This is a genomic window from Actinoplanes sp. NPDC051388, from assembly GCF_055586225.1.
Map to the genome: position 1 here is coordinate 654708 of NZ_JBVJIP010000002.1, position 11976 is coordinate 666683.

At 71.2% G+C, this 11976-nt stretch carries 13 protein-coding genes; 8 read left to right on the plus strand and 5 right to left on the minus strand.

Features of this window, described 5'->3' with window-relative positions; all coding sequences use genetic code 11:
• A partial coding sequence (locus ACZ6TI_RS07335; RefSeq protein WP_465344103.1) for a chitosanase occupies positions 1 to 899 on the plus strand: 899 nt, incomplete at its 5' end.
• A gap of 4 nt (positions 900 to 903) precedes the next feature.
• Here ACZ6TI_RS07335 and ACZ6TI_RS07340 read toward each other — a convergent pair.
• Positions 904 to 2058, minus strand: coding sequence for a homogentisate 1,2-dioxygenase (locus ACZ6TI_RS07340; RefSeq protein ID WP_465344104.1), 1155 nt, complete (start codon positions 2056 to 2058; stop codon positions 904 to 906).
• A gap of 84 nt (positions 2059 to 2142) precedes the next feature.
• On the opposite strand from ACZ6TI_RS07340, the gene ACZ6TI_RS07345 reads away from it, so the two are divergent.
• The 5 genes from ACZ6TI_RS07345 to ACZ6TI_RS07365 all read left to right on the plus strand — a co-directional run bounded on the left by ACZ6TI_RS07345 (position 2143) and on the right by ACZ6TI_RS07365 (position 6298).
• Positions 2143 to 2988, plus strand: coding sequence for a hypothetical protein (locus tag ACZ6TI_RS07345; RefSeq protein WP_465344105.1), 846 nt, complete (start codon positions 2143 to 2145; stop codon positions 2986 to 2988).
• Positions 2989 to 3057: 69 nt separating this feature from the next.
• Positions 3058 to 3516 carry an SRPBCC family protein gene (locus tag ACZ6TI_RS07350; protein ID WP_465344106.1) on the plus strand — a complete coding sequence of 153 codons (459 nt, stop codon included), beginning with the start codon at positions 3058 to 3060 and terminating at the stop codon, positions 3514 to 3516.
• A 17-nt stretch (positions 3517 to 3533) separates the two neighbouring features.
• The gene (locus ACZ6TI_RS07355) at positions 3534 to 4307 is read left to right on the plus strand and encodes a hypothetical protein (protein ID WP_465344107.1); all 774 of its coding nucleotides are present in this window, start codon (positions 3534 to 3536) and stop codon (positions 4305 to 4307) included.
• Between the two features lie 9 nt (positions 4308 to 4316).
• Entirely contained in the window at positions 4317 to 5120 is an 804-nt protein-coding gene (locus ACZ6TI_RS07360) for an SMP-30/gluconolactonase/LRE family protein (protein ID WP_465344108.1), read from the plus strand.
• The gene (locus ACZ6TI_RS07365; RefSeq protein WP_465344109.1) at positions 5117 to 6298 is read left to right on the plus strand and encodes an MFS transporter; all 1182 of its coding nucleotides are present in this window, start codon (positions 5117 to 5119) and stop codon (positions 6296 to 6298) included. The genes ACZ6TI_RS07360 and ACZ6TI_RS07365 overlap by 4 nt, the downstream gene beginning before the upstream one ends.
• A gap of 28 nt (positions 6299 to 6326) precedes the next feature.
• Here ACZ6TI_RS07365 and hisC read toward each other — a convergent pair whose 3' ends face one another.
• The 4 genes from hisC to hppD are packed head-to-tail and all read right to left on the minus strand — an operon-like array spanning position 6327 to position 10027.
• Positions 6327 to 7406 carry a histidinol-phosphate transaminase gene (gene hisC, locus ACZ6TI_RS07370; protein WP_465344110.1) on the minus strand — a complete coding sequence of 360 codons (1080 nt, stop codon included), beginning with the start codon at positions 7404 to 7406 and terminating at the stop codon, positions 6327 to 6329.
• The gene (locus tag ACZ6TI_RS07375) at positions 7403 to 8296 is read right to left on the minus strand and encodes an RDD family protein (RefSeq protein WP_465344111.1); all 894 of its coding nucleotides are present in this window, start codon (positions 8294 to 8296) and stop codon (positions 7403 to 7405) included. The genes hisC and ACZ6TI_RS07375 overlap by 4 nt, the downstream gene beginning before the upstream one ends.
• Positions 8293 to 8862: an RDD family protein gene (locus tag ACZ6TI_RS07380; protein ID WP_465344112.1), complete on the minus strand. Its 570-nt coding sequence runs from the start codon at positions 8860 to 8862 to the stop codon at positions 8293 to 8295. Before ACZ6TI_RS07380 ends, ACZ6TI_RS07375 begins: the two co-directional genes overlap by 4 nt.
• 10 nt (positions 8863 to 8872) lie before the next feature.
• Positions 8873 to 10027: a 4-hydroxyphenylpyruvate dioxygenase gene (gene hppD, locus ACZ6TI_RS07385; protein ID WP_465344113.1), complete on the minus strand. Its 1155-nt coding sequence runs from the start codon at positions 10025 to 10027 to the stop codon at positions 8873 to 8875.
• 88 nt (positions 10028 to 10115) lie between these two features.
• Here hppD and ACZ6TI_RS07390 point away from each other — a divergent pair, with 88 nt between their 5' ends.
• Positions 10116 to 10589 carry an Lrp/AsnC family transcriptional regulator gene (locus ACZ6TI_RS07390; RefSeq protein WP_465344114.1) on the plus strand — a complete coding sequence of 158 codons (474 nt, stop codon included), beginning with the start codon at positions 10116 to 10118 and terminating at the stop codon, positions 10587 to 10589.
• 60 nt (positions 10590 to 10649) lie between these two features.
• Positions 10650 to 11954: a hypothetical protein gene (locus tag ACZ6TI_RS07395; protein ID WP_465344115.1), complete on the plus strand. Its 1305-nt coding sequence runs from the start codon at positions 10650 to 10652 to the stop codon at positions 11952 to 11954.
• The last annotated feature ends 22 nt before the right edge of the window (positions 11955 to 11976 follow it).

The following is an 11976-nucleotide window of genomic DNA, read 5'->3' on the forward strand; positions in this document are numbered from 1 at the left end:
ACGACTGCAACGGCACCGGCGCGCAGAAGTGGACCGCGGTGAACGGCGGCCTGCGCAACCCGGCCTCCGGCAAGTGCCTGGACGTGACCGGCGGCAGCTCGGCCAACGGCACCCGGCTGCAGATCTGGACCTGCTCGGACAGCGCGAACCAGAAGTGGACGCTGCCCGGCGGGGGCACCACACCGCCACCGCCGGCGAACGGCACGCCGCTCGACGATCCGGCCAAGAAGGACGTCGCGATGCAGATCGTGAGCGCCGCGGAGAACTCCTCGCTCAACTGGCGCGATCAGTTCCGCTACATCGAGGACATCGGGGACGGGCGCGGCTACACCGCCGGGATCATCGGCTTCTGCTCGGGCACCGGCGACATGCTCGAGCTGGTCGAGGCGTACACCGCGGCGAAGCCGTCCAATGTGCTGGCGCCCTATCTGCCGGCGCTGCGCCGGGTGAACGGCTCGGACTCGCACGCCGGCCTCGACCCGAACTACCCGCGCGACTGGGCGACCGCCGCGCAGGACCCGGCCTTCCAGGCCGCGCAGGAGGCCGAGCGGGATCGCGTCTACTTCAACCCCTCGGTGCGCGACGGCAAGAACGACGGCGTGCGCGCGCTGGGCCAGTTCGCCTACTACGACGCCGCGGTGATGCACGGCTACTCCGGCTTCCGGTCCATCCGGTCGGCGGCGCTGCGGGTCGCTCAGCCCCCGTCCCAGGGTGGCAACGAGACGGCCTGGCTGCACGCGTTCCTGGACGCCCGCGTCGTCGAGATGAAGAAGGAGGAGGCGCACTCGGACACGTCCCGGGTGGACACCGCCCAGCGCGTCTTCCTCAACAACGGCAACCTCGACCTGAACACGCCGCTGGTGTTCCACGTCTACGGCGACGAGTTCCGGATTCCGTGAGCCGTCAGCGGTTCCAGGTCCACGCGTAGCCGGTGTCCTCCACCGCGAGACCGGCGTCGCACAGATCGAGCGGGCGGAAGGTGTCGACCATGACGGCCAGTTCGTCGAAGAACTCGGCGCCCAACGCCCGCTCGACCGCGCCCGGCTGGGGACCGTGCGTGAAGCCGGACGGGTGCAGCGAGATCGACCCCTGCTCGATGCCGGAGCCGCGCCGCGCCTCGTAGCTCCCGCCGGTGTAGAAGATCATCTCGTCCGAGTCCACGTTGTGGTGGTTGTACGGCACCGGGATGGCCAGCGGGTGATAGTCGACCTTGCGCGGCACGAACGAGCAGATCACGAAGTTGGGGCCCTGGAACGTCTGGTGCACGGGCGGCGGCTGGTGCACCCGCCCGGTGATCGGCTCGAAGTCGTGGATCGAGAACGCCCACGGGTATTGGCAGCCGTCCCAGCCGACCACGTCGAAGGGATGCCGGGCGTAAACGTGCTTGGTCCAGCCACCGCGCGCCTTGACCAGCACCTCCACGTCGCTGCCTTCGGTGATGAACGGCTCTGTCGGGCCGCGCACGTCCCGCTCGCAATACGGCGAGTGCTCGAGGAACTGGCCGCGCACCGAGAGATAGCGCTTCGGTGGGCCGATGTGGCCGGTGGCCTCGATGGCCAGGATCCGCACCTGCTCGTCCGGGATGATCCGGTGCACCACCGAGGTCGGGATGATCACGTAGTCGCCGGCCAGCACCTCGAGCACGCCGAAGGTGGTCTCGATGGTCGCCGAGCCGGACTCGAAGTAGAGGCACTCGTCGCCGATCGCGTTGCGATAGAGCGGCGACGGGCGGTCCGCGACCACATATGAGATGCGGACATCGTTGTTGGCCAGCAACGCGTGCCGGCCGAGCACCGCGTCCGCCGGGCCGGCGTCCAGCTTGTGGGTGCGCAGGTGGCGCGGCTTGAGCGGCCGGTTCGGCGCCTGACTCGACGCGGGCGGGTCGAACGCCTCGGCGGCGGAGATCGCCGTGGGTGGATTGCGGTGATATAGCAGCGAAGCGTCGGAGGAGAATCCCTCCTGGCCCATCAGCTCCTCGGCATAGAGCATGCCGTCCGGCCTGCGGAACTGTGTATGGCGCTTCCTCGGCACCTCGCCGACGCGGCGGTAGTACGGCATCGTCGCCCACCTTCACCCGTACCGGAATTCCGACATAGCGGACGCTGTTGTCCACCTCTCGCAGCGTCCATTAGGTTCGGTTTCGTGTCAACGCTGGTGCCGCCGCTGTTCGCAGGGCTCGTCGATGACGCGTCCCTGCTTCCGCCCGGCATCATCACCGCCGCGGACGCCACCCGGACGTTCCGCGATCACGAAAACTCCTGGTATGCGGGACTTCTGGGCAGTCTGCTCGTACCCGCGTCGCTCCTCGACCTTGATTTTGATTTTCCCGGCCTGCCGGTCGGCGTGATCAACGACGTCGCGCTCGGCACGCTGCCGGACGCGGTCGCCAAACTGCGGGAGTCGGGCGCGGTGGTGCGCCAGATCGAGGCCGCGGTGGCGCGGCGCGGCGAGGACCCGCAACCCGGCCTCGCGGAGCTGCGTCGGCTGAGTGCCCAGGACAAAGACCTTGATGTGTACGCCGAGATCCCGCTGAGCTGGGGCCTGCTGGCCGCCCTCGACGCGGTGGCGGACGCCCGTGCCGACGGACTGCGGATCGCGCCCAAGTTCCGGATCGGCGGGCTGGCCGCCGAGCTGTTCCCGACGCCGGTCGAGCTCGCCGCGGTGATCTGTGCGTGCCGCGACCGCGACCTGCCGTTCAAGCTGGCCGCGGGCATCCGGCACGCCCTGCGGCACACCGATCCGGAGACCGGGTTCACCCACCACGGCTTCCTGAACGTGCTGGTCGCCGCGCTGCACGCGGAGGACGGGCACGAGGTGGCCGAGGTGGCCGAGGCGCTGGCGGCGACGCACCCGGTGCCGCTGGTCGAGCCGGCCCGGGCCCGCCGGGACGAGCCGCGACCGCTGTGGGTGGGCTTCGGCGCGGCCGGGGTGGTCGACCCGCTCACCGAGCTGATCCGTCTCGGTCTGGTCAACGGCGGCTTCGATTGAGCCGAGTCGTCAGGTAATCACTGTTCGACACCGGCCGTTCCCCGTAAGTTGTACGCGGGAGGTCACGCCATGTCGATGGTTGCGGTGACACGCCTGGTGGAGGCACCGGTCGGTGAGGTGTGGCGCGTCTTCACGGACCTGCCGTCCCGCTGCGCGTGGCTGTCCACGGTCACCGAGGTCACGCTGCTCACCGACGGTCCCTTCGACCGGGGCACGATCTGGCGCGAGACCCGGATGATGGCCGACGGCGCGGAGATCACCGAGGAGTTCCGGGTCCGCGAGTGCACGGTCCCGCAGAAATTCGTGGTCGAGTCGCCCGGCATCGGCGCGGACTACCGGATGACCTACACATTCGTCGGCGTGACCGAGGGCCGGCACCGCGGCGGCACGATGGTGACCGTGGTGCAGGAGGGCACGCCGACCGCGCCGACCGGCCGGTTCCTCGCGCTGGTGTTCGGCGGGCTGGCCGCGAAGACCGTGGAGGGCGCCCTGCGCCGCGATCTCGACGACCTGGCCGCCGCCGCCTGACGATAGAGTCGGGCCTCGTGACCCGGGTGCTGGTGCGAGTCGTGCTGGCGCTTCTGGTGTTGCTCGCCGGGTGGCGCGTGTTCCGCCCCGCGGAGCTTCTGTCCTCCGGCCCGATCCCACTGACACCGAACCCACCGGCCGGCGTGACCGGGCGCACCGCGTTGCCGCCGCTGCTCGTCGGCGGGCGGCTGCGGGTCTTCGCGAGCAAGCGCCAGGTGCGCGCCGACGGGCCGATCTCGCTGAAGACCACGTACACCCCGTCCTGGTCGTTCCGGCGCTGGCCGCAGCAGGTCAGCGGGGTGGTGGCGGCCGGCACCACCGTCGTCTCGCGCTGGTCGGACGGGCTGCTGGTGGCGATCGACGGGCCGACCGGGCGCGAGCTGTGGCGCCGGGACGGGCCGGCGGGCGGGCGCTTCACGGACTCGCGTACGGCGGTGTGGTCGCCGCCTGATCTCTTCGCCGACGGCGCCGACGTGCTGATCCGCCACGACGGGAAGGTGCGCGCGCTGACCGCGGCGACCGGGGTCGAGCGCTGCGCCGACTGCACCGGCGTGACGCTGCGCCCGGCCGGCTCGACCGGGCCGGTGACCGGCGCGGGCTTCACGCTGACCGACGACCGCCGGCTGCTGGTCGGCGCGGCCGCGTTCCCGCTGCGGGTCGACAACGAGGGCACGCTCTGGCAGGTCGGCGGCTGGCAGGCGGCCGGCGGATACCTGGCCGTCGAACGGCTCGAGGCGGACGGCTCGCCCTTCAATCAAGAACCCGTGGTGATCGCCTCGCTGGGGTCGTAGTCTGCGCTGATGCATCCGCCGACCGTGCTGCTCACGGACATCGTGCTGGGCGAGTCGGTGCGCTGGCACGACGGACGGGTCTGGTTCAGCGACTGGGTGGCCGGCGAGGTCATCTCGGTCGCGAAGGAGCGAACGGTCGAGGCCCGCGTCGAGGGGCTGCCGTTCTGCTTCGACTGGCTGCCGGACGGCCGGATGGTCGCCACCAACGGCGCCCATCAGCGGCTGCTGGAGCTCCCGTCCGCGGCGCACTTCGCCGACCTCTCCGGGCTGGGCGTGACCACGCCGTGGAACGACATCGCGATCGACCCGCGCGGCAACGTCTTCGTGAACAACATCGGCTACGACTTCCCGGAGGGCGCCCCGGCGCCCGGCTTCGTCGCAGTGGTGACGCCGTCCGGCGAGGTGCGCCGGATGCCCGGCGACCTGAGCTTCCCGAACGGAATGGCGGTCAGCCCGGACGGCGGCACGCTGGTGGTCGCCGAGTCGCACGCCGGCCGGCTCAGCGCCTTCGACATCCGGCCGGACGGTTCGCTCACCGGGCAACGGATCTGGGCCGAGCTGCCCGGCGCGGCGCCGGACGGCATCTGCTTCGACCCGGCCGGGGCCGTCTGGTACGCCGACGTGCCCAATCAACACTGCCGGCGGGTGCGGGAGGGCGGCGAGGTGCTCGACACCGTGCCGCTCGATCGGGGCGGGTTCGACTGCGCGCTGGGACCGGACGGGACGCTCTACGTGGTGGCGGCGGACTTCTCCGATCCGGGTGCGATGTTCGCGGGGGCGCGCACCGGGCGGTTGTTCGAGGTCAGGGCTTGAAGCGACTCGCGCTCGGCGCCCTCGGGGCGTCGGCCTTCGTCTATGTCACGGCGGAGACCATCCCGGTCGGGCTGCTGCCGCAGATCGCCGAGGGGCTGGACGTCTCCGAGGCGGACGTCGGGCTGTTGCTGACCAGCTATGCCGTGGTCGCCGGGCTGACCACGATCCCGCTGACCGCGATCACCATGAAGATCCCGCGGCACCTGCTGATCGCCGTCACCGTCGGCATCTTCGCGATCTCCCAGCTGGCGGCCGCGTTCGCGCCGAACTTCGCGATGCTCGTGCTGGCCCGGCTGATCTGCGCGGTGGCGCACGGGGTGTTCTGGTCGGCGATCGCCCCGGTGGCGGCCCGTCTCGCGCCGCCCGGGCAGGCCGGCAAGGCCACCGCGATGGTGTTCCTGGGCAACTCGCTGGCGATCGTCCTGGGCGTGCCTCTGGGCACCGCACTGGGGCAGTGGCTGGGCTGGCGGGCGGCCCTGGGGGTGCTGGCCGCGCTGGGCGCGATCGGCGTGCTGGTGCTGCTGCGGGTGCTGCCGCCGATGCCGGCGCTGCCCAAGGACCTGGCGCTGCGGACCGGCGCCCGGCTGCGCGCCTCGGTGGCGATCATCCGGTCCCGGCCGGTCGCCGCGGTCTGCCTGATCACGGCGGTGCTGGTGGTGGGGCACTTCGCGGCGTACACGTACATCGCGCCGCTGGTCCGGCGGGACGGCGGGCTGGAGGGGACGGCGCTCAGCGCGCTGCTGCTCGGCTACGGCGCGGCCGGGCTGCTCGGGAACTGGGCCGCGGGCCGCTTCGTGGACCGGCGACCGGGTCCGCTGCTGCTCACCCTGATCGGCGTGATGGCGGTGTCGCTGGTGCTGCTCGTCCCGGTGCTCGGGGCGGCGCCCACGATCGTCGCCGCGCTGCTCTGGGGTGGCGCGTTCACGGCCAGCCCGGTCTGTCTGCAGGCGGCGATCCTGCGGGTGGCGCCGGAGGCACAGGACGCGGCGTCCGCGGTCTACGTGGTGGCTTTCCAGGTCGGCATCGGCGCCGGCGCGTTGGTCGGCGAGCGCTTCGTCAGCGCCGGCTGGCTGGGCGCGCTGCCTGCGATCGGCGCGGCCCTGGTCGTCTTCGCCGGGCTCCTGGTCCTGCTCAGCCGGGCCGCCTTCCCCAGCCACGGCGAGACGGTCGCCGCCTGACCGGGCCGGCCAGGCGGGATTTCGAGACTCAGGCGAGGGCGGCCTCCGCGGCGGCCAGGAAGGCGTCGTTCTCCTCCGGTGTGCCGATCGTCACGCGTACGCCGTCGGGCTGGAAGGCGCGGACGATGACGCCGCGGTTCTCGCAGGCCGAGCCGAACGCCGCCGCGCGGTCGCCGAGTGGCAGCCAGACGAAGTTGGCCTGGCTCGGCGGGATCTCGACGCCGAGCTTCTGCAGCGCCTCGCCGACCCGATCGCGCTCGGCGGTGACCAGCGCACACCGGCGCACCACCTCGGCCTCCTGATCGAGCGCGGCCAGCGCCGCCGCCTGGGCGACCAGGTTGGTGGAGAACGGCGTCACCACCTTGCGCACCGCCGCGGCCACCTCGGGCTGGCCGACCAGGAAGCCGATCCGCAACCCGGCCAGACCCCAGGCCTTCGACAGGGTGCGCAGGACCACCACGTTCGGCCGGTCCGCGTACGTCTCGATGGCGTCCGGCACAGACGGGTCGGTGACGAACTCGCGATAGGCCTCGTCGAGCACCACCAGCACGTCGGACGGCACGTCGTCGAGGAACCGGTCGAGTGCGGCGCGGCCGGCCGCCGTGCCGGTCGGGTTGTTCGGGTTGCACACGATCACCAGCCGGGTGCGGTCGGTGATCGCCGCGGCCATGGCCGGCAGGTCGTGACCGTGCCCGGCGTTGTTCGGCACGCGCACGCTGGTCGCCCCGGCGCCGGCCGCGATGATCGGGTACGCCTCGAACGACCGCCACGCGTAGACGATCTCGTCACCGGGCAGGCAGGTGGCCTTCACCAGGTGCTCGGACAGCGCCACCGAGCCGCAGCCGGTGACCAGGCGGCCGGCCGGCACTCCATAACGTGCGGAGAGCTTTTCGCGCAGCTCGACCACGCCCATGTCCGGGTAGCGATGCACGGACGACACCGCGGCCATCACCGCCTCCGGCACACCGGGCAGCGGGCCGAACGGCACCTCGTTGCTGGCCAGCTTGATCGCCTCGGCGATGCCCAGCTCGCGGGCCAGGTCGGCGACGTTGCGGCCGGGGACGTAGTTGGGCAGCGCGTCCAGGTCGGCGCGGGTCAGCCGGGTCATCCGTGATGTCCTTCCGAGGAGCCGCCACCGGGTGCGGCGGGTGCGGGTGCGCGGTCGCCCGGCGGCAGCGCGACGACGACCGTGCGGGCGGTCTTGTCGTGCAGCGCCTGCCGGAGTTTCTGGTCGAACAGCGGCGACAGCGAGTCCATCAGCTGCAGCAGGAAGCCGAGCCCGGCGCAGCCCCAGAACGGCGTCCACAGCCCGAGCCGGGCCCACCGCCGGAACGCCCGGCCGAAGCCGATCGGCTCGGTGTTCTCCACCGCCATCACCTTGATGCGCACCAGCCGTTTGCCGAACGTCTGGCCGCGCGACCCGATGGCCGGCGCCTCGTAGAGCAGCCAGAGCAGGGTCGCGATGATCAGCATGGTCCAGATCAGGTATTCCGACCGCGCGCTCGGCGTCGGCTGCTCGCCGAACGGGTCGGCCATCGCCTGCCGGTACGTCGGCGCGAACTCGAGCCAGAACTGGTAGGCGAAGTAGCCGTTGACGACCACGTTGAGCAGCAGCACCGCGAACACGTCGACGAGCCGGGCGACGAGCCGCTTGCCCATCCCGGCCAGCGCCAGGCCGTGCGGGCGCGCCTGCACCAGCCAGCCGGCCGGCGGCGTCCACCCCGGCGGCGGCATCCAGCCGGGCGGGGGCGGCGGGTAGCCCGGCGGCGGCGTCCAGGTCTGCGGGAAGTCAGGCACGTCGGCCGGCTTGGCGCCACCGGTGGCCGGGGCCGGCGCCGGGGTCACCTCGGCCGGCGGGTCGGGCTCGGGCGGTGGCGGGCCGTCCGGCGGCGTCGCGTCGGCCGGGATCGCCTTGCCCATCCAGCCCTCGCCGTCCCAGTAGCGCTGGGTGGCGGGGTCAGCTGGATCCTTGTACCAACCGGCCGGCAACGAGCTCATGGGCCAACCTTTATCACGACGGTCTGCGCGAACTTGTCGTGCAGGGTCTGCTGGTAGGGCTTGTCCCAGAGCATCCAGAGCCCGTTCAGCCAGCCGAAGAACGGGATGATCGTGCCGGCCAGGATCTCCACCGAGTAACGCTTCGCGGCCATGCCCCGGGTCATCCGCGCGGACGGGTCGAGCGGGACCACCCGGATCTTCATCGCCTTCTTGCCGACGGTCTGGCCGGACCGATACATCATCTCGACGAAGTAGAAGTAGTACGCGATCAGCAGCAGCACCATCAGGCCCAGCTCGAGCAGCAGGAACTGCACGAAGAAGGAGCCGAACTCCGGGGTCGCGCCGTCCGCCGCCGTGGACTGTTCGAGGTTGTCCATCTGGCTGAAGGTGAAGATCAGGATCACCGGGACGAACACCACCATCGCGATCGCGCTCAGGATCGCGCCGTCGATGATGTAGGCGAGCAGCCGCGTGCCGAAGTCGGCCAGCGGCTGCCCACCCGGGCTCATCGGTTGCGGCAAGGGGCGGTAACCGGGCGGCGGCGGGTATGCCGGGTACTGATTCACCCGGACAGTGTTACAGGTTCCCGCGCAGCTCCTGCTCCCGCTCGATGGCTTCGAACAGCGCCTTGAAGTTGCCCTTGCCGAATCCGAGCGAACCGTGCCGCTCGATCAGCTCGAAGAACACCGTCGGGCGGTCCTGCACCGGCTTGGTGAAGATCTGCAACAGGTAGCCGTCCTCGTCCCGGTCGACCAGGATCGAGCGCTTCTTCAGCTCCTCGATCGGCACCCGCACCCGGCCGATCCGGGCCCGCAGCTCGGGGTCGTCGTAGTACGAGTCGGGCGTGTCGAGGAACTCGAGGCCGGCCGCGCGCATCGCGTCGACGCTGGCCAGGATGTCGTTGGTGGCCACCGCGACGTGCTGCGCGCCGGGCCCGCCGTAGAACTCCAGGTATTCGTCGATCTGCGACTTGCGCTGCGAGACGGCCGGCTCGTTGAGCGGGAACTTCACCTTGCGGCTGCCGTCCGCCACGACCTTGGACATCAGTGCCGAGTAGTCGGTGGCGATGTCGTCGCCGATGAACTCGGCCATGTTGGTGAAGCCCATGACGCGGCGGTAGAACTCCACCCACTCGTCCATCTTGCCGAGCTCGACGTTGCCGACCACGTGGTCGACGGCCTGGAAGTAGCGCTTGGGCTGGACGCCGGCGGCGATCGCGGCGCCGCGGTCGACGATCGGGCGGCGGCTCACGAAGCCGGGCAGGAACGGGCCGTCGTAGCCGGACCGGTCGATCAGGGTGTGGATGGTGTCGCCGTAGGTGCCGATGGCGGCCATCCGGACCGTGCCGTGCTCGTCCTTGGCGTCGTGCGGCTCGGTCACCGCACGCGCGCCGGCCGCCACCGCGTGGGCGAAGGCCTTGTCGACGTCCGGCACCGCTAGCGCGATGTCCCGGATGCCGTCGCTGTGCTTGGTCACGTGCTCGGCGCCGGGCGCGCCGGCGTGCACCGCGCCGGTGATCAGGAAGCGGGCGCCGCCGCTGGTCAGCACATATTCGGCGTGGTCGCGGAAGCCGTTCTCCGGGCCGCGGTAGGCCACGCAGGTCATCCCGAAGGCGGTCGAGTAGTAGTGGGCCGCCTGCTTCGCGTTGCCCACCAGGAACTGCAGGTAGTCGACGCCCTGGACGGGGAAGACGTCGTCGGTCTGAGTCGCGCTTTCCATCATCTGCGTCATGAAGTGAGGCTGGGCTCGTTCCTCGGATTAGGCAATCGGCTGTTTTTCGGCTGCGCACTCTGCGCAATCGGTAGGGTGCTCAGTCACTATGGCTGTACAACTTGACCAGATCGACGCCCGCATTCTGGAACTGCTGCAAGAACGGCTCGGCGTCCTGGAGATGTCGCGCCGGCTCGGCGTCGCCCGCGGCACGGTCCAGGCCCGGCTGGACAAGCTGATCGCGCGGGGCGCGATCCGCGGTTTCGGACCGGACGTCGCGCCCGCGTCGATCGGCTTCGGCGTGACCAGTTTCGTCACCCTCGAGATCAGTCAGCGGTACGGGCACACCGCCGTCGCCCGCCACCTGTCGGACATCCCCGAGGTGCTGGCGGCGCACACCATCACCGGCAGCGGTGACGTGCTCTGCCGGGTCGTGGCCCGGTCGAACGCCGACCTGCAACGGGTGATCGACCGGATCCTGGGCTACGAGGGCATCCTGCGCGCGGCCACGATCATCGCGCTCGCCGAGCTGATCCCGTACCGGATCATGCCCTTGGTCTTGGAAGCGGCGAAGCCGATATAACCGACGACACGGGCATTTCGGCCTGCCGGTCGAGCCCCGTCGATCTCGTTAGCGTGTGGCGTGGCTTCCGGTGGCGGCACGCCGAAGGGTTACGCGGCGATCCTCGTCGTCGTGACCCTCGTCCTGCTGGCCACCACCCGCGTCTTCAACCCGTGGCCGCAGGTCTGGGCCTGGGTGACCACCGCCGGGCCGATCGCCGAGGGCGCCTCGCAGTGGCAGATCAAGCTCAGCGGCTCGCCGGAGAGCGTGACCGTGGCCGGCGACGCCGTGGTTGTGGAGTACCGCACCCGGGTCGAGTCCTACGGCCTCGGCGCGGGCGTGAAGCTGTGGCAGTCGGACGCGGACTGGGCCTCGGTGGCCGGACTCGGTGCGGACGCCGTCGTGGTCACCGGAAAGCTGCTCACCAAGGGCTACCAGGTGCGGGACCCGCGCACCGGCGTGGTGCGGCGGACCGACACCGCGGCGACCGCGGTGTGGGCCTACCGGGACGCGGTGCTCGACCTGCGCTGCGTCAAGGGCGGCGAGTGCGTGCTCTCCGCCTGGGACCCGCGCGGAGTGCGTCCGCTGTGGACGGTGAGCACCGGTGGCATCGGCTTCGTGCTGGACGCGGCCAACCCGGACCTGCCGGACACCAAACCGCTGACCGCGTCCCAAGTAGACGACCAGGTGGCCGGGCGGCCCTATCTGCCGGCCCTGATCGGGCTGCCGGACCAGGGCCGGGTGCGGATCGTGCACACCGCCTCGGGCCGGGTGGTGCAGACCGTGTCGCCCAAGGTCGACGAGCGCGTCGCGGTGACCGGCGGGCGGGTGCTCACGGTGACCGGCAAGGCCGAGGACGGCACCTGCTACTACAGCGTGGTGGCCAACGACCCGCCGTCCGGCGTGGTGTGGCAGCGCGACGGGCTCAACCTGCGGACCGCGGACAACGGCGGCTCGTGCAAGCAGGACCGCGATCCGGCCGGCGGGGACGACGTGGTGCTCGGCGTGGACCCGGTCGGCCGTGAGGAACTGCTCGCCGCGCACGACGGGCGGCGGCTCTGGCACGGCGACAAGGACCAGGACGTGATGGCGGTCAACGACGCGTACGCGATCGTGCGCAGCGCCGACCGGAAGACGTTCAGCGGGCGGTCGTTGAGCAACGGCGGGGTGGCCTGGCGCCGGTCGGTGAACGACGATGCGTCGGCGGCGCTGACCCCGTATGCGGCGGTCATCGCGAACACCTCGCCACGGCGGATCGTGGCGGTGGCGCCGTCGAGCGGGCGGGTCATGGTGGAGACACGCACCGAGGCGAAGGTGTTCGCCACCGGGCCGGACGGGCTGATCGCGGTCGACGGGCGGGACATGGCGTACCTCCCGTACCGATGAAGCCGTCGCCTGGCTTAGGCTT

Excerpts from the sequence above, each read along its gene's own strand:
- hppD (WP_465344113.1), bottom strand. The coding sequence starts at position 10,027 with ATGACGCAGATGATGGAAAGCGCGACTCAGACCGACGACGTCTTCCCC.
- ACZ6TI_RS07340 (WP_465344104.1), bottom strand. The coding sequence starts at position 2,058 with ATGCCGTACTACCGCCGCGTCGGCGAGGTGCCGAGGAAGCGCCATACA.
- ACZ6TI_RS07360 (WP_465344108.1), top strand. The coding sequence starts at position 4,317 with ATGCATCCGCCGACCGTGCTGCTCACGGACATCGTGCTGGGCGAGTCG.
- ACZ6TI_RS07375 (WP_465344111.1), bottom strand. The coding sequence starts at position 8,296 with ATGAGCTCGTTGCCGGCCGGTTGGTACAAGGATCCAGCTGACCCCGCC.
- ACZ6TI_RS07390 (WP_465344114.1), top strand. The coding sequence starts at position 10,116 with ATGGCTGTACAACTTGACCAGATCGACGCCCGCATTCTGGAACTGCTG.
- ACZ6TI_RS07350 (WP_465344106.1), top strand. The coding sequence starts at position 3,058 with ATGTCGATGGTTGCGGTGACACGCCTGGTGGAGGCACCGGTCGGTGAG.
- hisC (WP_465344110.1), bottom strand. The coding sequence starts at position 7,406 with ATGACCCGGCTGACCCGCGCCGACCTGGACGCGCTGCCCAACTACGTC.